Origin of the sequence: Cognatishimia sp. (assembly GCF_049116455.1) — a bacterium.
In the GTDB taxonomy this organism is placed as follows: domain Bacteria; phylum Pseudomonadota; class Alphaproteobacteria; order Rhodobacterales; family Rhodobacteraceae; genus Cognatishimia.
The window spans coordinates 343550-366881 of the sequence record NZ_JAGDYW010000001.1; the positions used below are offsets into that span (position 1 = coordinate 343550).

The 23332-nt window shown below is 53.1% G+C and carries 24 protein-coding genes; 14 read left to right on the top strand and 10 right to left on the bottom strand.

Translation table 11 applies throughout. The annotated features are described in order from the left end of the window. Both JXQ85_RS01725 and regB read right to left on the bottom strand, forming a co-directional pair. Positions 1-1479, bottom strand: coding sequence for a PAS-domain containing protein (locus tag JXQ85_RS01725; protein ID WP_421747125.1), 1479 nt, complete (start codon positions 1477-1479; stop codon positions 1-3). A gap of 75 nt (positions 1480-1554) precedes the next feature. Next, on the bottom strand, positions 1555-2946 hold the full coding sequence (regB, locus tag JXQ85_RS01730; protein WP_421747126.1) for a sensor histidine kinase RegB: 1392 nt from the start codon (positions 2944-2946) through the stop codon (positions 1555-1557). Between the two features lie 188 nt (positions 2947-3134). On the opposite strand from regB, the gene JXQ85_RS01735 reads away from it, so the two are divergent. Further along, complete coding sequence (locus JXQ85_RS01735; RefSeq protein ID WP_421747127.1) at positions 3135-3752, top strand: SCO family protein; 618 nt, start codon at positions 3135-3137, stop codon at positions 3750-3752. A gap of 80 nt (positions 3753-3832) precedes the next feature. Continuing rightward, positions 3833-4387 carry an ActR/PrrA/RegA family redox response regulator transcription factor gene (locus JXQ85_RS01740; RefSeq protein WP_421747128.1) on the top strand — a complete coding sequence of 185 codons (555 nt, stop codon included), beginning with the start codon at positions 3833-3835 and terminating at the stop codon, positions 4385-4387. A 2-nt stretch (positions 4388-4389) separates the two neighbouring features. Here the strand turns inward: JXQ85_RS01740 and JXQ85_RS01745 are convergent, their stop codons facing one another. Continuing rightward, positions 4390-4830, bottom strand: a complete 441-nt coding sequence (locus tag JXQ85_RS01745) for a GNAT family N-acetyltransferase (RefSeq protein WP_421747129.1) — start codon at positions 4828-4830, stop codon at positions 4390-4392. A 44-nt stretch (positions 4831-4874) separates the two neighbouring features. Next, entirely contained in the window at positions 4875-5462 is a 588-nt protein-coding gene (locus JXQ85_RS01750; RefSeq protein WP_421747130.1) for an HD domain-containing protein, read from the bottom strand. Between the two features lie 402 nt (positions 5463-5864). Between JXQ85_RS01750 and JXQ85_RS01755 the strand changes: the two genes are divergently transcribed. After that, the gene (locus tag JXQ85_RS01755; RefSeq protein WP_421747131.1) at positions 5865-6179 is read left to right on the top strand and encodes a hypothetical protein; all 315 of its coding nucleotides are present in this window, start codon (positions 5865-5867) and stop codon (positions 6177-6179) included. 106 nt (positions 6180-6285) lie between these two features. Further along, entirely contained in the window at positions 6286-7674 is a 1389-nt protein-coding gene (gene ahcY, locus JXQ85_RS01760) for an adenosylhomocysteinase (protein WP_421747132.1), read from the top strand. 61 nt (positions 7675-7735) lie between these two features. Here the strand turns inward: ahcY and JXQ85_RS01765 are convergent, their stop codons facing one another. Then, positions 7736-8716: a Gfo/Idh/MocA family protein gene (locus JXQ85_RS01765; RefSeq protein WP_421747133.1), complete on the bottom strand. Its 981-nt coding sequence runs from the start codon at positions 8714-8716 to the stop codon at positions 7736-7738. A gap of 172 nt (positions 8717-8888) precedes the next feature. On the opposite strand from JXQ85_RS01765, the gene JXQ85_RS01770 reads away from it, so the two are divergent. After that, positions 8889-9230 (top strand): DUF2853 family protein, encoded by a 342-nt coding sequence (locus JXQ85_RS01770; protein WP_421747134.1) that lies wholly within the window; start codon positions 8889-8891, stop codon positions 9228-9230. Between the two features lie 228 nt (positions 9231-9458). Here JXQ85_RS01770 and JXQ85_RS01775 read toward each other — a convergent pair whose 3' ends face one another. The 5 genes from JXQ85_RS01775 to tsaD are packed head-to-tail and all read right to left on the bottom strand — an operon-like array spanning position 9459 to position 12664. Then, on the bottom strand, positions 9459-9854 hold the full coding sequence (locus JXQ85_RS01775; protein ID WP_421747135.1) for a DUF1761 domain-containing protein: 396 nt from the start codon (positions 9852-9854) through the stop codon (positions 9459-9461). Positions 9855-9913: 59 nt separating this feature from the next. Next, positions 9914-10333, bottom strand: a complete 420-nt coding sequence (locus JXQ85_RS01780; protein WP_421747136.1) for an EVE domain-containing protein — start codon at positions 10331-10333, stop codon at positions 9914-9916. Continuing rightward, the gene (locus tag JXQ85_RS01785; RefSeq protein WP_421747137.1) at positions 10333-10605 is read right to left on the bottom strand and encodes a YciI family protein; all 273 of its coding nucleotides are present in this window, start codon (positions 10603-10605) and stop codon (positions 10333-10335) included. Before JXQ85_RS01785 ends, JXQ85_RS01780 begins: the two co-directional genes overlap by 1 nt. Before the next feature lie 2 nt (positions 10606-10607). Beyond that, the gene (locus JXQ85_RS01790; protein WP_421747138.1) at positions 10608-11567 is read right to left on the bottom strand and encodes an NAD(P)H-dependent glycerol-3-phosphate dehydrogenase; all 960 of its coding nucleotides are present in this window, start codon (positions 11565-11567) and stop codon (positions 10608-10610) included. Continuing rightward, positions 11564-12664 (bottom strand): tRNA (adenosine(37)-N6)-threonylcarbamoyltransferase complex transferase subunit TsaD, encoded by a 1101-nt coding sequence (gene tsaD / locus JXQ85_RS01795; protein WP_421747139.1) that lies wholly within the window; start codon positions 12662-12664, stop codon positions 11564-11566. The genes JXQ85_RS01790 and tsaD overlap by 4 nt, the downstream gene beginning before the upstream one ends. Positions 12665-12728: 64 nt before the next feature. Between tsaD and JXQ85_RS01800 the strand changes: the two genes are divergently transcribed. The 9 genes from JXQ85_RS01800 to JXQ85_RS01840 all read left to right on the top strand — a co-directional run bounded on the left by JXQ85_RS01800 (position 12729) and on the right by JXQ85_RS01840 (position 23317). Then, complete coding sequence (locus JXQ85_RS01800) at positions 12729-13436, top strand: uroporphyrinogen-III synthase (RefSeq protein ID WP_421747140.1); 708 nt, start codon at positions 12729-12731, stop codon at positions 13434-13436. A gap of 78 nt (positions 13437-13514) precedes the next feature. Further along, positions 13515-14846: a hypothetical protein gene (locus JXQ85_RS01805; RefSeq protein ID WP_421747141.1), complete on the top strand. Its 1332-nt coding sequence runs from the start codon at positions 13515-13517 to the stop codon at positions 14844-14846. Positions 14847-14856: 10 nt separating this feature from the next. Further along, on the top strand, positions 14857-16296 hold the full coding sequence (locus tag JXQ85_RS01810) for a heme biosynthesis protein HemY (RefSeq protein WP_421747142.1): 1440 nt from the start codon (positions 14857-14859) through the stop codon (positions 16294-16296). A gap of 182 nt (positions 16297-16478) precedes the next feature. Next, the gene (locus JXQ85_RS01815; protein ID WP_421747143.1) at positions 16479-17081 is read left to right on the top strand and encodes an ANTAR domain-containing response regulator; all 603 of its coding nucleotides are present in this window, start codon (positions 16479-16481) and stop codon (positions 17079-17081) included. Further along, entirely contained in the window at positions 17078-18247 is a 1170-nt protein-coding gene (locus tag JXQ85_RS01820; RefSeq protein WP_421747144.1) for an ABC transporter substrate-binding protein, read from the top strand. The genes JXQ85_RS01815 and JXQ85_RS01820 overlap by 4 nt, the downstream gene beginning before the upstream one ends. Before the next feature lie 277 nt (positions 18248-18524). After that, entirely contained in the window at positions 18525-19889 is a 1365-nt protein-coding gene (locus tag JXQ85_RS01825; RefSeq protein ID WP_421747145.1) for a CmpA/NrtA family ABC transporter substrate-binding protein, read from the top strand. Positions 19890-20039: 150 nt separating this feature from the next. Continuing rightward, positions 20040-21122, top strand: coding sequence for an ABC transporter permease (locus tag JXQ85_RS01830; RefSeq protein WP_421747146.1), 1083 nt, complete (start codon positions 20040-20042; stop codon positions 21120-21122). Positions 21123-21130: 8 nt separating this feature from the next. After that, positions 21131-22807, top strand: a complete 1677-nt coding sequence (locus tag JXQ85_RS01835; protein ID WP_421747147.1) for an ABC transporter ATP-binding protein — start codon at positions 21131-21133, stop codon at positions 22805-22807. An 84-nt stretch (positions 22808-22891) separates the two neighbouring features. Then, a complete protein-coding gene (locus tag JXQ85_RS01840; protein ID WP_421747148.1) occupies positions 22892-23317 on the top strand; it encodes a globin domain-containing protein in 426 nt (141 codons plus the stop codon). The last annotated feature ends 15 nt before the right edge of the window (positions 23318-23332 follow it).

Sequence of the window (23332 nt, forward strand, 5' to 3'; positions counted from 1 at the left end):
TTATTCGGCAGGGTTTTTCAGGGCCTCAAGATGCGGCAGGGCGTGCAAGGGTTTTTGTGTCAAAACCTGAATTTTACCTTCGGCAGATGTAAGGTGAAATTCTGCATTCTGGCATGAAGTGATTTGATTGCGATCTGGCTTTTGTGTTTTGAGTGATTTACGCAAGCGGACAAGTTCGGCGGCACTCATTTCTGGCTCAATCAGGTTGAGCAAATCATCTATCGTAAAATCAGCAAAACTGCTTTCAGGATCAGTTTTCCAACGGTCTTTGAAAGCTTTGTTGGTAAAGAACACCACGCCATGTTGATTGATCGCTGCCATTGGATCGGGCTGCGCATCCATCAACCCATAGGCGCGCGATACGTCTTCTTTAAAACGCCGCGATAGCGAAATTTCGGCAGTGATATCTTCAAATAGAAAGCCCAGCGCACCTTCGGGGTGGGATTGTCCTGTGACGCGGATGGTTTCGCCTGTCGGAAGCTGCCAGTTTTCCCTGTATTTGCCTTCACTGGCCCCCAAAATCAGGTTTGTCAGTTGCTCGCGCCAAGACACATAGTTGCGTGGTTCGGGAATCATGCGATATTCACGCATGTGGTCAAAGAGGCTTTGTAGCGTCGGGCGTGACGATAGGAATTCCGCGCTGAGACCAAATATATCGGTAAGCGCAGGATTGAACATGACCAGTCGGGGGCCGTTGTCAAAGACCGCAATACCGGTAGAAAGCTGTGCAAAGGTTTTCCCTAAGGTCTGAACAAAATCACGGCGAATGGATTCGGCTTTCACAGCGCAATCGGCGTTTAGTCCATAGTAGATCTGACCGCGAAACAAGTTTTGCGTCAGAACATCAAAGTAACGAAGCTCATGACTTTTAGGATCGGTGACGGAAATGCGATTTTGGGCGGGGTTCGTATTCAGCTTTTTGGCTGCAATTGGAACCTTAGGGAAACCGAACTCCTCAAACTTTCTGTTTTTCCAAGTGATTATTCCCTTTTCGTCGGTTTGCCAGATCGGGAACGGAGCGGTGAGCGCAGCGAGGCCCAAAGACGCTTTCGGGGTGATTTGAATGTCGTTAGTGCCCTCAAACATATTGATTAGGGAAAGGCGGGTGAAGGCGCCGCTTTCTTCTAAAACGGCTTGCGGCTCATCGGGACGCGGATCCTCAGGGTAGGTTGTCATTTTTCCGTGGCCATCCATTAGGACTTTTGGCAGGCCCTCGATGCGGGCAGACAGGCCCTCGGACACATCTTGCCAAGTGATGTTCGGCGCATCTGTGAGGTGCAGCAGTTTCAGACCTGCAGGGTCAGCTTGGGTGAGTTGCCCCTTTTCAAAAAGAAACCTCAGCTGGTTTGCTGCTTCAGATCTGTTGGGTGTTTCCCGTATGCCATTTGATGATTTTGAATAGCGGTATCCGCAGACCATCCCAATGCAGAGAGACGTCAAAACCACAATCGCCAGCAATGCCAATGTATCAAATGCCACTTTCGAACCCTCGGTTTTGATCCCAAAAAGGAAAATCCAAAGGTGCGAAAATATGATTAATAAGCCGTTAAGAACTTAGCGTGAAATCACCGGGTTCTGGCCGGCAACTTCCTTGGTTCGGTCTACTTCAAGCCGGGTGCGAGGCCATGAAACTTCGACAATCGCGCCGCGGCCTCGGGTAAGTGTATCGGCAGGGTTAAACGGGTCTGATCCATTGGCAAAACTGAGTTCCGCGCCAGTGCGTTCCAAAAGCGTTTTGGCGATGAATAGACCAAGTCCCATGCCCTCATAGCCAGGGCGCTGCCTGCGTTCTTTTTCAGTGCGGCGCTCGCGCACAAAGGGGTTTCCGATGCGGCCAATCAGATGTGGCGGGTAGCCACGCCCATCATCCATGATGCGCACAGTAATGCGATCCGCAGTCCAATCGCTTTCGATCCAGACGTTGGATTTGGAAAAATCGACAGCGTTTTGGATCAGGTTGCGCAGACCATGGATGATTTCCGGGCGGCGATAGACCGTGGGTTCCTCTCCCTCTGGTAGCTGAGAGAACTCTTCTGAAAAACTTAGGTTTTTGCCTCGATCCAGATGAGGTTCGGCGGCTTCTTCGATCAAAGTTAAAAGAGGAGCTTGGCGCAGTTGCAGGTCGTCTTTGCCCGCCCGCCCCATCGAGCGCAAAATGTCACGGCACCGGTTGGCTTGGTCACGGATCAGCGCGGCGTCCTCATAGAGGTCGGTTTGGTCTGACAGCTCCTCCATCAGCTCTGCACTTGTTAATTTGATGGTCGCCAGTGGGGTACCAAGTTCATGGGCTGCCGCTGCAATAACCCCACCTAGATCCGTCAATTTTTGCTCGCGCGCCAATGCCATCTGAGTCGCAGCGAGGGCTTCTGACATTGACGACATTTCAGACACAACGCGGCGAGAGTAAATGGAGGAAAACAAGATGGCGATGGTGATGCCGGCAAGATTACCGAATAGAAAAATATCGGGAATGCGTAGGAATGACCCATCGGCTGTTTGCAGCGGGAGGTGGAATTTCAACATCAAAACCACCAGTACGATTGCGACCGTGGCCAGCGTTATGGTCGACCGCACCGTCAACGTTGCCGCGGAAATAGTCACGGGTCCTACGATCAGCATCGAGAAGGGATTATTTAGACCACCAGTGAGGAACAGTAGAAAACATAGTTGCAGCAGATCAAACAGTAACATGCCTGCGTTTTCTGTTTCCGACAAAAGCTTGTTTTCAGGAAAAACTAGGGTGCCAACCAGATTGGCGATGACCGAAACGCCGACGGCGAGGTAGCAAAACCCGTATGCAAGTTCGAGTTGAAAATATTGATCGGCGACTATGAGGGCGGTGATTTGACCGACAATTGCGATCCAACGGACCATTGTAATTGTTCGCAGGCGAATCCAATTGCTGCGACGATGGTCAGAAATCAGATCGTAGGAAAGATCGGTCATGATCGCATTTTGCCTTCGTTATCCCATTCTACCCATTGTTAGGTTTTGTTTGCGCCTTTTACAAACGCCTGCGATCCACCCCTGCGGTTGATTGGCGCGGATAGGCAATCGTGATCCGCTGCATGTTGCGCGCTAACAGGCTCACCTCTACATATCTGCCAGATTTACGTGAGTGAGGGAACGTAACGATGATCCGTACAATTGCGGCTGTTTCAACGATTGCCATGGTCGCCTTGATGGGCGGTATTTGGTATGCCAGCCAACCCAATTCAGACGATGCATTTGCACAATGTCGATCCAGTACCGTTGCAGGTGGGGCTGGGGCGATTGGTGGTCCGTTTGAGCTGGTGAATGAAGATGGCGCGACGGTTACAGATACTGAGGTTATCACAGAACCAACTTTGTTGTACTTCGGCTATACCTTCTGTCCTGACGTTTGCCCGATGGACACTGCTCGGAATGCAGAAGCTGTGGAATTGCTTGAAGAGCGCGGGATCATGACTAATCCGGCGATGATCACCATCGACCCTGAACGCGATACACCTGAAGTCATGGCAGAGTTCACGGATTACTTACATCCGCGCATGATTGGTCTGACGGGCAGCGAAGAGCAGATCAAAGCTGCGTCCAAGGCCTATAAGACTTATTACAAACGCCAACCCGCAGAGGATGAGTTTTATTTGGTCGACCATTCCACGTTTACCTATTTGGTTCTGCCAGAAGTCGGTTTTGTGGAATATTTCCGTCGTGAGACCACACCCGAACAGATTGCCGAAACGGTCGCTTGTTACGCGTCTCATTCCTAACTGCGACCAAGGTGCGTTTGACGACCGATGGAACGCGGGCTAAAACCTAATGAATACAGGATTGTCTCGGAAAGGCGCGCATGTCTGAACCCAATCTGAAAGACATCGGACCAGATAAATCTTTGCTTTTGGTCGACGATGACGAACCGTTTCTGAAACGCTTGGCCAAGGCCATGGAGAAACGTGGTTTTGAAGTAGAAACAGCAGGCTCGGTTGTGGCAGGCTCTGCCATTGCGACGGCTCGACCCCCCGCCTATGCGGTGGTGGATTTGCGACTAGAGGATGGCAACGGCCTTGATGTGGTCGAAATCCTGCAGAGCAAACGCGAAGATTGTCGTGTGGTTGTTTTGACCGGATATGGTGCGATTGCGACAGCAGTTGCAGCGGTCAAGATCGGGGCGACGGACTATCTGTCAAAGCCTGCTGATGCCCAAGACATCACCAACGCACTACTGACCGCCGAGGGTGAATTGCCACCGCCACCGGAAAACCCGATGTCTGCGGATCGCGTGCGTTGGGAACATATTCAGCGTGTGTATGAGCTTTGTGATCGCAACGTGTCTGAAACCGCGCGCCGCTTGAACATGCACCGTCGGACTTTGCAGCGTATTTTGGCGAAACGCTCTCCGCGTTAGTATTAAAGATCGTAGCGTTTCAAAACCTTGTCGACGATTGTACCGTCGGCAAGCGTTACGTTCTTTTCGACGCCGTAGTCTTCAAAACCGCGCGATTGGTAATAAATTAGCCCGCCACTGTTGTCCGAACGGATATTGGCTCTGATCCAAGTATAATCCAGAGCGACTGCCACCTTTTTGGTTGCTTCAAAAAGTTTGCTGCCAATGCCCAAACCCGTTTTCCCCACTTGGGCAAAGGTTGCTATTTCGGCGGCTTTGACAGGTAGCGCGCCGGATTGCTCAATCCACTGAAATCCCAAAACCTCTCCTTGACTACTTTCAGCAAGGTGCCAGGCGCTTCGGGTACCACTATTAATTTTCTGTTGGATGTAGGAGCTGGTCACTTCATTCGTATAGGCTGTTGTACCACCTACGTTGATAATTTCATTCAGTAGTTCTGCCAAAGCGCGGCAATCCATGTCACCTACGCGACGAATTATTATGCTGGTCATTTCAAGTCTTTCAAAAGAGCTTTGTGTCGCGCAGTGAAGTCATTTCTAACCTCAACCGGCGGACGTAATGAAATGGACAAGTCGTCGATGAGCTCAGGCTTGGGTTTGCCAAAGAACTTTGCAGCCTCATTTTCGGAGAACCCCGCAATTTGCGTGGCTTCCATATAGGCGCTGACCTTATCGGCGCGTTTTATTTGCGCCTTGATGGTTTTGGGTAGGGCCGCCGGCAGACCAAATCGAATGTGGATTGCGGCCATCAGCCGGTTGTCGAGCTCTCCATAGTCAGGCCCAACCGCAGCTTTCACAGGCGAGATCATATCACCGATGACATATTCTGGCGCATCATGCAGCAGGGCCGCCAAGCGCCATTTGATCGGTGCCTTTGGATACATTCTGGAAAACAAGGCTTCGACCAGCAGCGAATGTTCGGCCACCGAATAGGGGTAATCGCCTTCGGTTTGTCCATTCCAGCGCGCAACAAAGGCTAGCCCATGCGCGATGTCTTCGATTTCGATGTCCATCGGTGTTGGATCCAATAAATCCAACCGCCGTCCGGACAACATACGTTGCCATGCCCGCGCCATATGCTCTTGCCCTAACGATTCAGTTTTGTGGAGTGTCGATCACATTAGGGCGGGATTCAATGTGTTCTGAGACGAAACAAACAAAATTCTTGGCCCGAAAAAACGAGAGGAATGTATTGCTCGATCTTGTTCATCACAGAGGGGGATCTGTGACTATTGAGTCCTAATTTACCACAAAACCTGCATAAATTCAACGATCTGACTTGATTTCGCGCAAAACTGGTCTCATGCTTGAACTATATCAAGATCACTGCTGCCGACAAATCTGTGAAGCCATGTGCTTAAACGTGTTTTGAATTTGGCGCTGTTGATCGCGATATTGGAACCGAAAGGGGGGCACATACAGTCCTCCCGTGTGCCTCCCTCTCAGCAAACTTAAGAACTATGAGAAGGAGCTATGTCATGTTCAAACGTATCTTAGCAGCCGGGCTCTTGTTCGGCATGGCCGCCACCGCGCCTCCGGCGCAGGCCAGCAACTGTGCATTGCGCGATCAAGTGGTTGATCGGTTGCAAAGCAAGTATTCCGAAACGCTGACTGCAGGCGGACTGCAGGGAACACAAAGCATTCAGACCATGGTAGAGGTCTGGGCATCTGAAAAAACCGGAACGTTCACTGTGATTTTGACCAACCCACAAGGTGTGTCTTGTATCGTGGCAACCGGAACGGATTTTTTCAAACGTGAGGCACCCATCGTTGCAGATGGGATCAAAAGCTAAATAGACGACATACTCGCCACTTGTTTTGTGGATCGGCCTGCCATTGTCGTAGAGCCCTTGCAGTGCTATCTGACCCTTGAATTCATGTGGCAAGGAGCACGGCGAGATGCCGACAGACTACATCGTAAAAGACATTTCTCTGGCAGATTTCGGCCGGAAAGAACTCGACATTGCTGAAACCGAAATGCCTGGCCTGATGGCGCTGCGCAAAGAGTACGGCGAAAGCAAACCATTGGCAGGTGCCCGGATCGTTGGATCGCTGCACATGACCATTCAGACCGCAGTTCTGATCGAGACACTCGTGGCGCTGGGCGCAGATGTGCGCTGGGCGTCTTGCAATATCTTCTCAACCCAAGATCACGCTGCAGCAGCGATTGCAGCGGCAGACATTCCGGTCTTTGCAATCAAAGGCCAAAGCCTTGAAGAGCATTGGGATTATTTGGATAAATCCTTCCTATTTGACGAAGGCCCGAACCTGATCCTGGACGATGGCGGCGATGCAACCTTGTACATCCTGCTGGGTGCACGTGCGGAAGCGGGCGAAGACGTCATCGCCGTGCCAGCGTCTGAAGAAGAAGAAGTGATCAAAGCGCAGATCAAGAAACGTTTGGAAGCAAGCCCAGGCTGGTTCACCAAGATGCGCGATCAGATCAAAGGCGTGTCTGAGGAAACCACAACTGGTGTGAACCGCCTGTACCAACTGGTGAAAGAAGGCCATCTGCCATTCCCAGCGATCAACGTGAACGACTCGGTCACCAAGTCCAAGTTCGACAACAAATACGGCTGTAAAGAATCGCTCGTCGATGGCATCCGCCGCGCGACCGACACCATGATGGCTGGTAAAGTTGCTGTTGTTTGTGGTTATGGCGATGTGGGCAAAGGCTCTGCAGCTTCTTTGCGTGGCGCGGGTGCCCGTGTGAAAGTCACCGAAGTTGATCCAATCTGTGCCCTTCAGGCGGCGATGGACGGTTTCGAAGTGACCTTGTTGGAAGATGAAGTGGCCACCGCCGACGTTTTCATCACCACCACCGGCAACAAAGACGTCATTCGCATCGAGCACATGCGCGAGATGAAGGACATGGCGATCGTTGGCAATATCGGTCACTTTGACAATGAAATCCAAGTGGCAAACCTGAAAAACCACAAGTGGACGAACATCAAAGAACAGGTGGATATGATCGAGATGCCATCCGGCAACCGTCTGATCCTGCTGTCCGAAGGCCGTCTATTGAACCTTGGTAACGCGACAGGCCACCCGTCTTTCGTGATGTCTGCGTCCTTCACCAACCAAGTGTTGGCCCAGATCGAGCTGTGGACCCGTGGTGAGAACTACAAGAACGACGTTTACATCCTGCCAAAGCATCTGGATGAAAAAGTCGCACGCCTGCATTTGGACCGCATTGGCGTCAAGCTGACCAAGCTCGACAAAGACCAGGCGGACTACATCGGTGTTGGCACCGATGGTCCATTCAAGCCAGAGCATTACCGCTACTGATTTTGAATTTATTGAATCAAGAGGCTCCCAATTTTGGGAGCCTTTTTCTATTTGAATTACTTTACGAGGCCGCTGCTTCCCATTCATTTAGGAATGCCATGATTTCCAAAGAGTCTTTGAGGCGAGGGGAGGGGCGCTCTGCTTCCGTTGTACCTTTTAAGAGGTTTGCTTCGACCATCTTAACCTGATGATAGAAAGCATCGTTTGGATCATCACTTTCGATGGCTTCAGAGTGGCCCTCATACGGCACCCAGTTGAAACTGTTGCGCGCCCCTTCAGGCAGCCACGGGTTGGTGTCAAAGCGGATTGTGCCTGTGGTGGTCGCAATGACAAATTCATGCGCCATGCCGTAGCTGTCGGTCGATTGCAATGTCGCCAAAACACCATTGCTAAACCGTACCGTCGCGGCAGTGTCTTGCAGATTACCATCTTTTCTAATGTTGCCAAGCGCGGTCAGCTTGCGATCAGCAAAAGCCTCTTCGCCACACATGGTCTGTACTGTCAGATGCAAAAGGGAAGCAGGGTAACAACCGAGGTTATAAAGCGTGCCCTTGCCGGCTGGGTTCACAACCTGCCAGATGTCGGCTGAATAGAACCCGCTGACATGACGCAATTCACCAATGTCATCTCGTTGTAGGAAGGCGTGGAGCTTTTTGATGATTGGGTGAGCTGTGTACATCAACCCTTCGACAAAGAACTGTCCGGAGGTTGTGACGGCCTCCGCAAGGGCTTCGGCATCGGCGACGGTTGTTGTCAGGGATTTTTCGCAAAGAACGTCTTTGCCAGCGGCAACAGCCAATTCTGTCGCCATGCGATGCAGGTGGTTTGGCAAAGCGATATAGATGGCATCAACCTCTGGGTCGGCCACGAGGGCCTCAAGCGTATCTGTTCCGCGCTCAATGTCATATTCCGCCATCAGTGCTTCACGGGTTTCTGCGTTTCGACCATAGACCGAAACCGCACGTGACCCGTCACTGAGCGCAATGGCTTTTAACATCGCATGCGAAATAAAGCCGGACCCGGCAATGCCCCAACGGATCATGTTCCACCTCTCAAAAAGTCTTCTCTGCGTTAACTAGGATTGAGGCTCGCAGCAAGGTTTGTCGGTTTACGGGGAAAAACCGTGCAAACTTTTCCTTTGTGATTGGCACATTTAGCCGTAACGTTTTGCCATCTGGGGTAAGCCCTCTGTTTTTTGTACTGGGAGAGTGACTATGGGAAAACGCGACGACCTGATCGCACAATATGCTGACGACCTGCGTAACAAATGCGGGATGCAGCCTGATATGGATCTGCTGACAAAAGTGACCATCGGTTGCGGTCCAGCGATCTATAACGCGGATGCTTCTACGGTTGCAGCAACCCAAGAAGCTGAACTTGAAACGGTTAAAAACAACTTCCTCATTAAAAAGTTGGGTTTGGCCGATGGTCCCGCGCTTATGGAAGCGATCAATTCTGTGATCGAAACCTACGGCCGTTCCGAACGCAATAAATATCGTGCCGTTGTCTATTACATGCTGACAAAGCACTTTGGTAAAGAAGCTGTTTACGGCTGATTTTCACAATCGACACAGATCGATTTTCTGAAAATCTGAACTGAATTCGAGGCACTTAGCACATCTGCTAGGTGCCTTTTTCATTGGGATGTAAGGCTTTGGATTTATGCACGAAGCGTGCGTCCGTGGTGTGGTGAAGGCATAAGGGGAGCGGGGGTTTCGTGATGGACACGAAACCCCCGCTTACAAAACGCTAGCACACGGCTTTTGCCGCCTTGCGATTTGATTTTAAAATGCAGTCAGCACGATGCCCATGATGGTGCAGCCGATGGTCGCGTAGCCGCCATCGATGACGATCAGGGCCTTGGGGCGACCAGCAAATGTGTAGTTGGTCGCAATCCAAGGCGTTGCGATAAACAGGCCTGCACCCAAACCTGCGATCAAACCTTTGTCGATTGATCCAATGCCCGCGAGGCTAAAGATGTGGCGCATCATACCCGCCACAACGATCAAACAGATGATCGAAACGATATAGGGTACCTTGTCAGATGAATTTGCTGGGCGGCCGTCTTCGCCAACCTCAACACCGGACGCCGCCATCCAAGGTTTTGCCAACGACATGTACCAAATTGCGCCGAATACGTAGGCCGCAATTGCGGCTGCGATTACGTTGATGAATTCCATGTCCCTCTCCATGTCCACCGTTAAGTCGAACGAACTATGCCTAGGTTTTGGGCATCTGGCTAGGGTTTAACACCACCCATGGTGGTGATGATGCTCCATTCAGCCTCAGTCACAGGTTGCACGGATAGGCGAGAGTTTTTGACAAGCACCATATTCTCAAGACGTTCAACAGCCTTGATCTGATCCAGCGTCACGGCAGAAGGCACCGTTTTTACAGCTTTGATATCGACGCATTCCCAGCGTTCATCATCAGTGGTGGAGTCCTGATGCGCCTCGGCGATCACCTCCACAATGCCAACCACGGATTTCTCTTTCTGAGAATGATAGAAAAACCCGAGGTCGCCGATTTTCATTTCGCGCATGAAGTTGCGCGCTTGGTAGTTGCGCACGCCGTCCCACTCTTCGCCCTGATCGCCTTTATCGATCTGGTTTTGCCAGCTCCAGGTTGAGGGTTCAGATTTGAACAGCCAGTAGCGCATCAGCCGATCACCTTGTTCCAGGCGATGATTTCCACAGATTGGAACAGATCAGCCTTTTTATAGGGATCGTTGGCCGCCCAGGCCTGCGCGTCGGCGATGCCTTCGAATTCTAGAACGATCAAAGAGCCGCACATCTCGCCGTTTTCGTCCAAAAACGGTCCGGCCATTTCAACAGCATCAGTCGATTTCAGGTAAGCGACATGCGCCTCGCGGTTGGCTTTCCGGATGTCCAGCGCGCCGGGTTTGTCTTTTGCAATCAAAGCAAATCGCATTGTTATTCCTCTTTTGGGGGCCGCGCGAGCAGCTGGGTCACAGCCTCGCGCACGTTGAGTTTCTGGTCAAGCAAAGCGACCACAGATTGGGTGATCGGCATGTCAATTTCGAGTGATTTGGCACGTTCAAACGTCGCTCGCGCCGTGGCGGCACCCTCGACTGTGATTGCTGCATCAAAGGCCTCGTCGCGTCCCAAAGATAAGCCAAAGCGATAGTTGCGCGATTGTTCTGATGTGCAGGTGAGGATCAAATCACCAAACCCAGACAAACCCGCCAGCGTATCTGGCTGCGCCCCTAATGCGAGCGCCATGCGGTTCATCTCGGCAAAGCCGCGCGTGATTAAAGACGCCCGCGCGCTTTCACCCAGTCCCGCACCCATCGCGGCCCCGCAGGCGATGGCCATGACGTTTTTTAGTGCACCACCCAGCTCGGCTCCGGAGGTGTCGGTGGTACGATAGACGCGCAGATTTGGCGTGATGAGTTCGGATTGTAGGTGTTCTAATGTGTCAGCATCATCGCAGGCCAACGTCAGCGCGGTGGGCAGGCCCTTGGCAATGTCCGCGGCAAAACTTGGCCCTGTCAGGATCGCAGCCTTTGCCTTTGGCGCGATGTCTTTGATGACGTCAATCGGGCCAGCCCCAGACGTTAGTTCGATGCCTTTGCAACAGGCGACCAGTGTTTTTCCATGCAGCTCAGGTGCTGCTTGTAGGGCGGACCTTAGCTTTTGCATTGGCACGGCGAGCAAAACGATCTCATCCTCGAGATCGCCCAGTTCGGCAGTGATAGAGACGGTATCTGGCAGATCAGCCCCCGGCAAACGCGCTGTATTCAGGCGTTGGGTCTGCATCATCTTCGCGGCGTTGTTGTCACGCGCCCAGAGGGTTACAGGTTTTCCACCCAGTGCCTGTGAAATCGCCAATGAGGTGCCAAAAGCCCCAGCGCCCATGATGCTGATACTCATGCTTTTGCGCCTTTCTTGCCGCTGCCGAGCAAAGCAGGCGCGGTTTTATCCAGCGGCCAACGCGGGCGCGCAACGAGGGTTAAGCCGTCTTGTTGTCCGGATTTGAACCGCTCAAGCCCGGCATAGGCAATCATAGCAGCGTTATCCGTGCACAATGCCAAGGGCGGTGCGGTGAAGGTCAGGCCATGCTGATCACAAACAGTCTCTAATCCTGCGCGAATGCTTTTATTCGCAGCAACGCCGCCTGCCACAGCCAAAAGGGGTTCTTTAGGGCTTTCCTCAAGATAAGCGACGATGGCGCGCGCGGTTTTCTTGGCCATAACGTCAACAACTGCCGCTTGGAATGACGCGCAAAGATCGTTGCGATCCTGTTCCGTTAGGCCACCCTTTTCAGCAACCAGTGCGTCGCGGGCGCGCAGGAGCGCTGTTTTAAGCCCTGAAAAACTAAAATCGCAGCCGGGGCGGTCCATCAAAGGGCGCGGAAAAGCAAACCGTTTCGGATCACCCAGCTTGGCAGCATTTTCTACCGAGGGCCCGCCGGGCTGTGGCAGGCCTAACAGACGTGCAGTTTTGTCAAAGGCTTCGCCAGGCGCATCGTCGATGGTGCCGCCTAAGCGCGTGAAGTCTTCAGCACCGCGTGCAATTAGGAACTGGCAGTGGCCACCAGATACCAGAAGCATCAGGTAAGGAAAGGCAACTTGGTCAGTCAGGCGTGGTGTCAGGGCGTGACCGGCTAGGTGGTTTACGCCCACGAGGGGAATGCCCAATCCGGCTGACAGGCCTTTCGCGCACATCACGCCTGACATTACACCGCCGATAAGGCCTGGACCTGCTGTCACGGCAACCGCATCGATGTCAGCCAGGGTAACACCACTCTCGGCCAGAGCCTCTTCTACACAAATATCTAATTTCTCAGCATGGGCCCGCGCTGCGATTTCAGGAACCACACCGCCAAAAGCTGCGTGCAGCTCGTTCTGGCCATGCACAACAGAAGCTAGGATTTCAGTCGGGGCATCGCCGGTTTGGCGCAAAATTGCAGCGGCTGTGTCGTCACAGCTGCTTTCCAAACCTAGAATTGTAAGGACGTCTTGTGTCATCCGATCGCCGCAACCCATTGCACGTTTTGATATCGGCAGGTAACACCGTAAGGCGCTGTAAACAATGGGTCTGCCTTTGCCAAAGCCAATACCAAGCCTTCTTTTGACCCGCCCGCAGGCGCAATCAGAGCAATTTGCCAATGATCTGCGCGAGGCTGGGTTTGAGGGAGAGATTGTGATTTCCCCGCTGATGGAAATCCAAGGGGTTGGATCAGAGGTCGATCCTGACAGTTACGATGTCGCGATTTTCACCAGCCGGAACGCAGTCGATTTTGTGCAGCCTGCACAGAAATTGGCATGGTGCGTCGGTAATAAAACAGCCGAGAAGGCCCGTGCTTCAGGATGGATGACGCGATCTTCTGGCGGAGATGTTGAAGATCTATTGGCTGCCATTCAAGCGGCAGTCCCGGCAGGCCGAGCCATGCATTTTCGCGGGGAGCATAGTCGAGGCGCAGTGATTGAGCGCTTAAAGGCTGCGGGTTTCATAGCGCAAGAGCGGATCGTTTATCGGCAAGTCAGCCGCTGTTTGTCGCCCAGCGCCTTGGCATTGTTATCCGGGGAAACACCAGTGATAGTCCCCTTGTTTTCACCGCGCTCAGCCAGTTTCTTTGCAGAAGAAGTTCCAAAAGGGGCGCTGATTTGGGGCGTGGCGATGAGTGAGGCTGTGGCGAAAGAGATGGAGTCGATTTCTTGTGATCGCTTGCACATTGCGCAAGCACCGACTGCGGCGGACATGATGAGAGGCATTCTTTCGCTAATAGATGCAGCTTGACGCATTGTCGTTGATGACAACGCCGCCTAAGTTCAGCAGTAAGAATTAAAAACAACGGATTCGAAAGGGTAGGTATACGTGGCCAAGGCTGACAAATCCGACACGTCCAATGAAGAAGAGAAGGCCGTGGAGGCCAAGATTTCGCATGACGTGGTTGATGCCGAGATCATCGAAGACAGCTCTGATGAAGGCACTGAAGCCAGCGTTGAAGACTCTTCAGATGAAATCACTGAAGAAGCAGCGGAAAACACTTCTGACACAAGCGACGAAGATGTTTCTGAGCAGGGTAGTGCTGAAGATGGCTCTGAACTTGAAGAAGCCTCAGATGATGTGACCGATAATGAGGCTGTCAGTGATGAGCCGTCTGAGGACGCAGATGCCGTGCTTCCTGAAACTGAAGCGTCCGAAGATGCGCCAGTGACGCCTCAGGCAGCCGTCGAGCCCGTTGTTAAAAAGACCGGATTTATGCAAGTTGCTTTGGGTGGCGTGATTGCAGCTGGCCTCGGATTTGGCTTGTCGCAATATGTCGGACCATTGTCTGCTGAAAAAGACCCCGCGCTGGTGGAGCTTGAAGCCGTTGTTGCAGCACAGTCTGAAAAGATCGCACAATTGCTGGCGGGGCAAACAGAAACCCAGACAGCTATGAGCGCGGCGCAGGATGCGTTGACCACGGCGAGTGGAAATGTTGATGGACTGACCGGTGCAGTTGCCGCAGTCAATGGCCGGATCGATGATGCCGCTGGGGCGCTGGCCATTTTGGACGGCCGTATCGCTGCGATTGAAAAGCAACCGATCACACAGAGCCTGCCGTCTTCTGCCATCGAAGCCTATGAGCGCGAAGTGGAAGAGCTGAAGGCAGCTGTTGCATCGCAACGCGCAGAAGCAGCCTCGATGGAAGAAAACGCCAAATTGACCGCGCAGCAGGCTTTGGCCCGCGCAGCGTTGTCGCGGGTTTTGTCCGCACTTGATTCTGGTGCTGCATACCGCGTGGCTTTGACGGATTTCTCTGCTGCGACGGGCACGGCCTCTCCGGCGGATTTAGAAGCCTTTGCTGATACAGGTGTGACTTCGTTGGCAGCATTGCAAAACGAATTCCCTGATGCGGCGCGTGTGGCTTTGGCGGCTGCCCGCAGTGGTGAGCAAACTGAAGGCAACAAATTGACGTCGTTCTTTAAGGCGCAATTGGGTGCGCGGTCTGTCACGCCGCAAGAGGGCGATGGTGCAGACGCGGTTCTAAGCCGCGCAGAAGCCGTATTGCGGGCAGGGCGCGTCAGTGACGCACTTGCTGAATTGGCAACATTGCCAGAGGCCGCGCAGCATGCATTTGACGCTTGGATCGCAAAAGCCAACGCGCGTCAGGCAGCCTTTGCTGCAGGCGAAGCGCTGTCCCAACAACTGAACTCAAACTAAAGGTCTGCAGATGCTCTGGTCCCTTACAAAAATCGTCATTTTTGTCGCCGCCATCGCAGGTCTGACCCTGGGTGCTGGTTATCTTATGGAAAGCGACGGTGGTATAATGCTGACCGTTGGTGGCGTGGAATACACGCTGACTCCATTGATGTCCGCGATTGCTCTGGCTTTGCTGGTGGTGGCGCTTTGGGTGCTGCTGAAGCTGGCTTCGCTGACCGTCGCGGTTTTGAAATTCCTGAATGGTGATGAGACTGCGATATCCCGTTACTTTGACCGTAATCGTGAACGTCGCGGATATCAGGCGCTGACCGAAGGCATGATGGCTTTGGCGTCTGGCGAAGGTCGCACTGCAATGGACAAGGCGCGTAAGGCAGAAAAACTGCTGCGCAAGCCAGAGCTGACCAACCTGATCACCGCGCAGGCGGCAGAGGTTTCCGGTGACCGCCGCAAGGCGGAAGAGGTCTACAAACGTTTGCTGGCGGATGACACAACGCGCTTTGTTGGTGTGCGGGGGCTGATGAAGCAAAAGCTGGATCAAGGTAAAACGGATGTAGCTCTGAAGCTGGCTGAAACCGCGTTTGCGCTAAAGCCACGCCATGTGGAAACGCAGGATACTTTGCTGAAGCTACAAGCCGGTGAAAAGGACTGGTCTGGTGCGCGTGAAACGCTGAAAACCAAGTTGAAACACGGCAGCCTGCCGCGGGATGTGCATCGTCGTCGAGATGCGGTTTTGGCGTTGTCTGAAGCCAAAGATCTGATCGGCAAAGACACCAGCATCGACATGCGCGAAGCATCAATTGAAGCCAACCGCCTGTCGCCAGATTTGATTCCGGCAGCGGTGATGGCGGCCAAAAGCTATGTCACCGAGGGTAAGCCCAAATACGCGACACGCGTTCTTAAAAAGTCATGGGAAGCGCAGCCGCATCCTGATCTGGCAGCAGCCTTTGCGACCATTGCACCAGCGGAATCCCCGACAGAACGGATCAAGCGGTTTGGGGCTTTGGTGAAAACCACAGCCGACCATCCAGAATCCAAGATGCTGATGGCAGAGCTGCAGATCGCAGCTGAAGATTTTCCTGCGGCACGCCGTGCGCTGGGCGATTTGACCGAAAAAGACCCGACAGCCCGCGTGCTGACTATCATGGCTGCGATTGAGCGTGGCGAAGGCGCGGAAGATGCTGCTGTTAAAGGCTGGCTGGCCAAAGCGCTGACGGCTCCGCGTGGCCCTCAGTGGGTCTGTGACAGCTGCCACAATATCCATGCGGAATGGGCTCCAGTTTGTGAAAACTGCCAGAGCTTTGACACATTGAGCTGGAAGACGCCTCCTACCACGGAAAGTGTCAGCTCAACCGGTGTAGAAATGCTGCCGTTAATCGTTGGTGCGTTGGAAAAAGCCGAAGACGCTGAAGCGCCGGTGGATGTCACGCCCGTGTCTGAGGATGTAAAATAACACCATTTGGCAATGGATCGGGGTAGATATTGCCCCGATCACTCAATGATTTTTCGCTAGTTTTGTTGGCAATGACGCCTGTTTTTTAAGCAGAACGATTTGTGGCCGTGGAATCTCTAACTGGTCTCTCGCTGTGTATCTCGCAGCGGCCTAAATCATAGGCAACTTCACCAGCCAGAGACATGATCTTGGATCTTCCAGCGGCGAATGCCCTAACCATTGTTATTGTGGAACACGATAAGGATCGTGCTCTTTCGATCGTTGACAGTCTGCGCGAGACAGGCCCGCATAAAATCCATGTACTGGCTGAAGAGAGTGGCTTGTCTCGGTCTGTGTCGCAGTTGAAACCCGATGTGGTGTTGATCGATGTCGCCAACCCGTCGCGGGATTCAATTGAACAGCTGGCGACGGCTTCCTCTCCGCTAGAGCGGCCTGTGGCGTTTTTTGTGGATCGCAGTGATGCGCAAATGACCAAAGCGGCGATCGAAGCTGGTGTCTCTGCCTATGTGGTAGACGGTCTGCAGATGGACCGGATCAAACCGGTTATGGATGCGGCGATTGCGCGGTTTCAGATGTTTCAGCGGATGCGGACAGAACTGGAAACTACAAAGCGGGCACTGGAAGAACGCAAAGTGATCGACCGGGCCAAAGGCTTGTTGATGAAGGTGCGCGGCATTTCCGAAGAAGAAGCCTATGCCTTGCTCAGAAAAACCGCCATGGATCAAGGAAAGCGTGTAGCAGATGTGGCGCAGGCTTTGGTGACAGCGGCGGATTTGCTGTCATGACCAAACATCACATTAAAGCAGGCTACATTCCCCTAATCGACGCAGCGCCTTTGATCGTGGCCCATGAAATGGGGTTCGCTGAAGAAGAAGGCGTAACATTGGCACTGGAAGCTGCACCCAGCTGGTCCACATTGCGAGATCTCTTGGCCTTTGGGCAAATTCAGGCTGCTCATATGTTGTCACCTGTGCCTGTTGCGTCCGCACTCGGGCTGCTGGCAGGGTTGCCTCGATTGAATGCGCTAATGGTGACTTCAGCTAATGGCAACGTCTTTGGTGTGTCCAAAGAGATGTCAGATCAGTTGGAAGCGGCCGGATTTGATTATCAGTTCCAAGATGCGACTTCGGCAGGTCGGGCGATTGCCTCATTGCCTCGGCCTTTGCGGATTGGCGTACCTTTTGATCTGTCGATGCATTCGGAATTGATCACCCTGTGGCTGTCGAGTTTTGATCTGGAAAAGGGCAAAGATTTTCAAATTATGGCGGTGCCGCCCCCGATGATGGCGCGCGCGATTGAAAATCGGGAATTGGACGCATTCTGTGTCGGAGAGCCTTGGGGTTCGATCACCGTTGAGCGCGCTGCAGGGTCTCTGATCCTGCCGGGTGCTGCGATTTGGTCCTGTGCGCCGGAAAAGGTGCTGGCTGCCCGCGAAGATTGGATTGCTGATAATCCAGCGGCGGTCTCCGCGCTGATGCGCGCTGTGTGGCGGGCCTGTGTGTGGTTGTCGACACCTGGTAATAAGACCATGGCTGCGGAGATATTGTCGGCGGATGTCTACTTGGGGCTTGGGTCTGAAATTATCGACCGCGCTTTGTCTGGTCGTTTCATTGTGAACAGTGACGGAGATCTGCGTCGGTTTGATGACTTCATGCTGTTTGCGGGTGATGGCATTTGTTTTCCTTGGCAATCCCAAGGTCGATGGATTGCGGATCGATTGTCCAAACGCTTCGATCTTGCTTCAAATGTACATTTGGATGATGCCCAGAAGGTTTTTCGCAGCGATCTATACCGTGACAATCTGATGCCAATCGGCGCAGAAATGCCGCTGCGATCTTCTAAAGTTGAGGGTGCTTTGGCCAATCCAGTTGAGGTGCCAACGATCTCTGGCAGCATGATTCTGGGACGGAATTGCTTTTTTAATGGCGAAATTTTCGATCCGGGTCAGTAAAGCTGCCCATTTTTTCAGCACCGCAGAAAAATCACGCTGCAATGCAGAAAAAATCACCCATTCGACTCGTTTCATGAAAAAGTTAACGACATACTAAGTTCAAAGCAGAGCAAAGGCGCTCTGTGACAACATCACTCTCTGGGGCCGCTGTTTGGTCTTGGAATGATTGAGCAAAGCCGCTCGACAATGGGTCCCTCCTCCTCCCTGGGCCCTTTTTGTCGGCGGCTTTTTTATTGCCCATCCGTTGAGTGGATGGGCCCGAACAAGGACGGAACGAATGAAACGCATAGCTTCCATTCTCGCAGCAACAGTCGCGATGGCCACCCCTGCCATGGCTGATCTGGAGCTCGAAAAAGACGAACTGACTTTCGGATTTATCAAGCTAACCGATATGGCGCCTTTGGCAGTTGCCTATGAACAGGGGTATTTCTTGGACGAAGGCCTGTTCGTGACACTTGAAGCGCAAGCGAACTGGAAAGTTCTGCTGGACGGCGTGATTGACGGTCAGCTGGACGGCGCACACATGCTAGCGGGTCAGCCTCTGGCCGCAACCATTGGTTACGGTACCGAAGCGCATATCATCACCCCATTCTCCATGGACCTGAACGGCAACGGCATCACGGTTTCCAACGAAATCTGGGAAGCGATGAAGCCAAACGTTCCAAAGATGGAAGATGGCCGCCCACAGCACCCAATCAGCGCCTCAGCTCTGAAGCCAGTGGTTGAAGAATACACGGCTGCCGGTAAGCCATTTAACATGGGCATGGTTTTCCCTGTTTCCACGCACAACTACGAACTGCGCTACTGGCTGGCCGCAGGCGGTATTGAGCCGGGTTACTACTCTCCTGAAAACATCACAGGTCAGATCGGTGCGGAAGCGCTGCTGTCCGTGACACCTCCTCCGCAGATGCCAGCAACAATGGAAGCGGGCACCATCTATGGTTACGCCGTGGGTGAGCCTTGGAACCAGCAGGCTGTTTTCAAAGGCATCGGTGTTCCAGTGATCACTGACTACCAGATGTGGAAAAACAACCCTGAGAAGGTTTTTGGCATCACCAACGAATTTGCTGAAGAATATCCAAACACCACCAAAGCAGTTGTGAAGGCTCTGATCCGTGCAGCGATCTGGCTGGATGAAAACGACAACGCCAACCGTGAAGAGGCCGTGGAAATCCTGAGCCGCCCAGAATACGTGGGCGCTGATCCAGAAGTCATCGCGAACTCTATGACCGGTTTCTTTGAATTCGAAAAAGGCGATAAACGCGACATCCCGGATTTCAACGTGTTCTTCCGCTACAACGCGACTTACCCTTACTACTCGGATGCGATCTGGTACCTGACACAGATGCGTCGCTGGGGTCAGATCTCTGAAGCGAAATCTGACGAATGGTACATCGACGCCGCGAAATCTGTTTACCGTCCTGATATCTATCTGGAAGCAGCCCGTCTGCTGGTGGATGCCGGCATGGCCAACGAAGCGGACTTCCCATGGGATAGCGATGGCTTCAAAGCGCCAACACCTGCTGCCGACATCATCGATGGCATCGCATACGACGGTAAAGCACCAAACGCTTACATCGACAGCCTGCCAATCGGCCTGAAAGGCGCGCAGACAGTCGTGGGCACCGAAGTTCAAGGCTAATCTAAATCACTCTTGGTGGGGTACCAATTCCGGTGCCCCATCATTCCCATTTCGCGCTTTGGCCTGTGCCTTTGAAACAGGACGCAGCTCTAAGCGCAAAACCCAGGTCCGGCTAACGGTTACACGCCGGCCCACCCAAGGAGCAAAACAATGACTGCCATCGATCCACAACAGTTGGATGACCAAGCCGCCCGCGAGGCGCGGAAGGCCAAGATCTTTACATGGATCAACAAAGCCGACACTTGGTTCACCGTCTTGGGCCTCGGCTGGCTGACTCCGATTTTCCGTGCCATTGCGGGTGACAACCCAAAGGCACAGTACAAAGAAATCTGGAAACTGGCCGGCGTTCCGATGCTGGCAATCGTGGGTTTCTTGTTCTTGTGGGCCACCTTGGCGCCGCAAGTACAGACCTCGCTGGGTGCGGTTCCGGGACCGGGTCAGGTTTGGGAGCAGGCCGTAAACCTGCATGAAGATGCGCAGGCGAAAGCGGAAAAGAAGGCGCAGTTTGAAGCCAAAGTTGCTCAGTTGAACGAGCGTCTGGTCGCGCAAGGCAAAGAGCCTAAAGAGCGCGCCTTTACCGGAGCGCCAAGCTATTACCAGCAAATCTGGACATCGATCAAAACCGTGTTCTTCGGCTTCTTGATTGCGTCTGCTGTGGCCATCCCGCTTGGTATTCTGGCCGGTCTGTCGCCCTACGCAAATGCGGCCATCAACCCGCTGGTGCAGATCTTTAAACCAGTTTCACCGCTGGCGTGGTTGCCGATCGTAACCATGATTGTGTCCGCGACTTATGCCGTAGATGGTGACGGTTGGTTTGCGAAATCCTTCCTGAACTCGGCCATTACAGTGACGCTCTGTTCCTTGTGGCCAACTTTGATCAACACGTCACTGGGTGTGGCATCGATAGACAAAGATCTGGTGTCGGTTTCCAAGGTTCTGAAAATGAATGCCTGGACCAAGATCACAAAGCTGGTTCTTCCGTCCTCATTGCCACTGATCTTTACTGGTCTGCGTCTCTCGCTCGGTGTGGGCTGGATGGTTCTGATTGCTGCGGAAATGCTGGCGCAAAACCCGGGTCTCGGCAAATTTGTATGGGACGAGTTCCAGAACGGCTCTAGCCAATCTTTGGCGAAGATCATGGTGGCTGTGTTCACCATCGGCATCATCGGCTTCCTGCTGGACCGCTTGATGTACGCGATCCAAGCCGCCTTCACTTTCACAAACAACCGGTGATCTGACCCATGGCTATTCTGAAACTCGATAACGTTTCTAAAAGCTTCGGCGAAGGCACAGCCAAAACCGACGTTTTGAAGAACATCAATCTGGAAGTCGAAGAGGGCGAGTTCCTTGTTCTCCTCGGCTTCTCAGGCTCCGGCAAAACCACTCTCATCAACTTGCTCGCAGGTCTGGAAAAACCTTCGCACGGTGAGCTGACGTTTAAAGGCAAAGAGATCACTGGCCCGGGCCCCGAGCGCGGTGTGATCTTCCAAAGCTACTCTTTGATGCCTTGGCTCTCTGTTGCCGGCAACGTGCGTCTGGCGGTCGACAGCGTCTTTCCAAAGATGCCAGCTGCGGAAAAAGATGAGAAAGTTGCGCACTACGTTAAGATGGTGGGTCTAAGTCACGCCGCATCGCGCCGTCCTGCGGAACTGTCTGGTGGTATGCGCCAACGTGTGAACGTGGCGCGCGCCTTGGCAATGAACCCAGAGGTTTTGCTGCTGGATGAGCCACTGTCTGCGCTCGATGCTTTGACACGCGGCAACCTTGCGGATGAGATCGTTTCGATCTGGGCTGCGGAAAAGCAGACCTGCGTTCTGATCACCAACGATGTGGACGAAGCCATTGTGATGGCGGATCGCATCATTGCGCTGAACCCAGATGGCACCTTGGGAGAAGAGTTCAAAGTTCCGCTGGCGCGTCCACGTGATCGCACCGCGATGAACAATGACGAGACTTTCAAGAAGCTGCGCATGGAAGTGACCAACTACCTGATGGATGTTGGCATTGAAGCGAAGGTTGAAGGCTCTAAGCAGCTGCCGAACGTGACGCCAATTCACGGTGTTCCCGCGGCTGTTGCGCAGGCGCAAGAAGGTCTGATTGAAAACCGTTTCCTGGATTTCTCGCAACTGCACAAAGTCTACCCGACACCAAAGGGTCCACTGACTGTGGTTGAGGATTTTGATCTAAAAATCAACAAAGGTGAATTCATCTCGCTGATTGGTCACTCTGGCTGTGGTAAGTCCACAGTTCTGACCATGGCGGCTGGTCTAAACGAGATTTCAAAAGGCGCCATTAAACTGGACGGTCGTCACGTTGAAGGTGCTGACCCTGAACGTGCCGTGGTGTTCCAATCACCTAACCTCTTCCCTTGGCTCACCGCGCGTGAAAACTGTGCGATTGGCGTTGACAAAGTCTACCCCAAAGCCTCTCAGGCAGAGCGTCAGGATGTTGTTGAATACTATCTTGAACGTGTTGGTCTGGCCGATGCGATGGATAAATCCGCGTCTGCGATGTCCAATGGCATGCGTCAACGCGTGGGTATTGCCCGTGCCTTTGCTTTGTCGCCGAAGCTGCTTTTGTTGGATGAGCCTTTCGGCATGCTCGACAGTCTTACGCGCTGGGAGCTGCAAGAGGTTTTGATGGAAGTTTGGTCTCGTACCAAAGTCACAGCGATCTGTGTGACCCATGATGTGGACGAAGCCATCTTGTTGGCTGACCGCGTGGTCATGATGACTAATGGCCCACAGGCGACCATCGGTAAAATCACTGAGGTTGACCTGCCACGCCCGCGCACCCGCAAGGCGCTGCTAGAGCACCCCGATTATTATACTTATCGCCAAGAGGTTTTGGATTTCCTTGAGGAATACGAGCACGGCGCTAAGCCCAAACCCAAACCTGTCAAAATCGCAGCGGAGTGACCCTTATGATGTCCCAAGCGCTCGGATTTAGTATTTCTAAAGCAATCAACCCTATCGTCTGCTCCGACAAAAAGGAGTGCGTTGATGGGTGTTCTGAACAACGAAGAAATCGAATTGATCCAGGATTCTTACGAAAAGATCCGTCTCAGCAAAGGCTATCTGGCCGACGCGTTTTATCGCAAACTGTTTCGCCTCGCACCCGAGGCGCGCGGGCTGTTTCAAGCCGATCTCAGTCAACAGATGGGCAAATTTTCCAGCATGCTCGACTTTCTGGTGCACAATCTGCATCAGCCTTGGTTTTTCACGGGAAAACTGAAGAAGCTCGCCAAGCGCCACGTCGCCTACGGGGCACTGCCGGAACACTATCCGATCGTCGGGCAAGCCTTACTGGCCGCCCTGCACGAGGTGGCACCTGGCGGGATGAGCGATCCGGAAGAACAGGCTTGGAAACTACTGTTCAGAGATGTGTCTGGCACGATGATCGAAGCGGCCTATCCCAACGCCGCCTGACAGAAAGAAACTGTG

Excerpts from the sequence above, each read along its gene's own strand:
- JXQ85_RS01770 (WP_421747134.1), top strand. The coding sequence starts at position 8,889 with ATGGGAAAACGCGACGACCTGATCGCACAATATGCTGACGACCTGCGT.
- JXQ85_RS01820 (WP_421747144.1), top strand. The coding sequence starts at position 17,078 with ATGACCAAACATCACATTAAAGCAGGCTACATTCCCCTAATCGACGCA.
- ahcY (WP_421747132.1), top strand. The coding sequence starts at position 6,286 with ATGCCGACAGACTACATCGTAAAAGACATTTCTCTGGCAGATTTCGGC.
- JXQ85_RS01775 (WP_421747135.1), bottom strand. The coding sequence starts at position 9,854 with ATGGAATTCATCAACGTAATCGCAGCCGCAATTGCGGCCTACGTATTC.
- JXQ85_RS01750 (WP_421747130.1), bottom strand. The coding sequence starts at position 5,462 with ATGGCGCGGGCATGGCAACGTATGTTGTCCGGACGGCGGTTGGATTTA.
- JXQ85_RS01830 (WP_421747146.1), top strand. The coding sequence starts at position 20,040 with ATGACTGCCATCGATCCACAACAGTTGGATGACCAAGCCGCCCGCGAG.
- JXQ85_RS01785 (WP_421747137.1), bottom strand. The coding sequence starts at position 10,605 with ATGCGATTTGCTTTGATTGCAAAAGACAAACCCGGCGCGCTGGACATC.
- JXQ85_RS01740 (WP_421747128.1), top strand. The coding sequence starts at position 3,833 with ATGTCTGAACCCAATCTGAAAGACATCGGACCAGATAAATCTTTGCTT.
- JXQ85_RS01790 (WP_421747138.1), bottom strand. The coding sequence starts at position 11,567 with ATGAGTATCAGCATCATGGGCGCTGGGGCTTTTGGCACCTCATTGGCG.
- JXQ85_RS01835 (WP_421747147.1), top strand. The coding sequence starts at position 21,131 with ATGGCTATTCTGAAACTCGATAACGTTTCTAAAAGCTTCGGCGAAGGC.
- JXQ85_RS01755 (WP_421747131.1), top strand. The coding sequence starts at position 5,865 with ATGTTCAAACGTATCTTAGCAGCCGGGCTCTTGTTCGGCATGGCCGCC.
- JXQ85_RS01765 (WP_421747133.1), bottom strand. The coding sequence starts at position 8,716 with ATGATCCGTTGGGGCATTGCCGGGTCCGGCTTTATTTCGCATGCGATG.
- tsaD (WP_421747139.1), bottom strand. The coding sequence starts at position 12,664 with ATGACACAAGACGTCCTTACAATTCTAGGTTTGGAAAGCAGCTGTGAC.
- JXQ85_RS01810 (WP_421747142.1), top strand. The coding sequence starts at position 14,857 with ATGCTCTGGTCCCTTACAAAAATCGTCATTTTTGTCGCCGCCATCGCA.
- regB (WP_421747126.1), bottom strand. The coding sequence starts at position 2,946 with ATGACCGATCTTTCCTACGATCTGATTTCTGACCATCGTCGCAGCAAT.
- JXQ85_RS01825 (WP_421747145.1), top strand. The coding sequence starts at position 18,525 with ATGAAACGCATAGCTTCCATTCTCGCAGCAACAGTCGCGATGGCCACC.
- JXQ85_RS01800 (WP_421747140.1), top strand. The coding sequence starts at position 12,729 with ATGGGTCTGCCTTTGCCAAAGCCAATACCAAGCCTTCTTTTGACCCGC.
- JXQ85_RS01735 (WP_421747127.1), top strand. The coding sequence starts at position 3,135 with ATGATCCGTACAATTGCGGCTGTTTCAACGATTGCCATGGTCGCCTTG.
- JXQ85_RS01840 (WP_421747148.1), top strand. The coding sequence starts at position 22,892 with ATGGGTGTTCTGAACAACGAAGAAATCGAATTGATCCAGGATTCTTAC.
- JXQ85_RS01815 (WP_421747143.1), top strand. The coding sequence starts at position 16,479 with ATGATCTTGGATCTTCCAGCGGCGAATGCCCTAACCATTGTTATTGTG.
- JXQ85_RS01780 (WP_421747136.1), bottom strand. The coding sequence starts at position 10,333 with ATGCGCTACTGGCTGTTCAAATCTGAACCCTCAACCTGGAGCTGGCAA.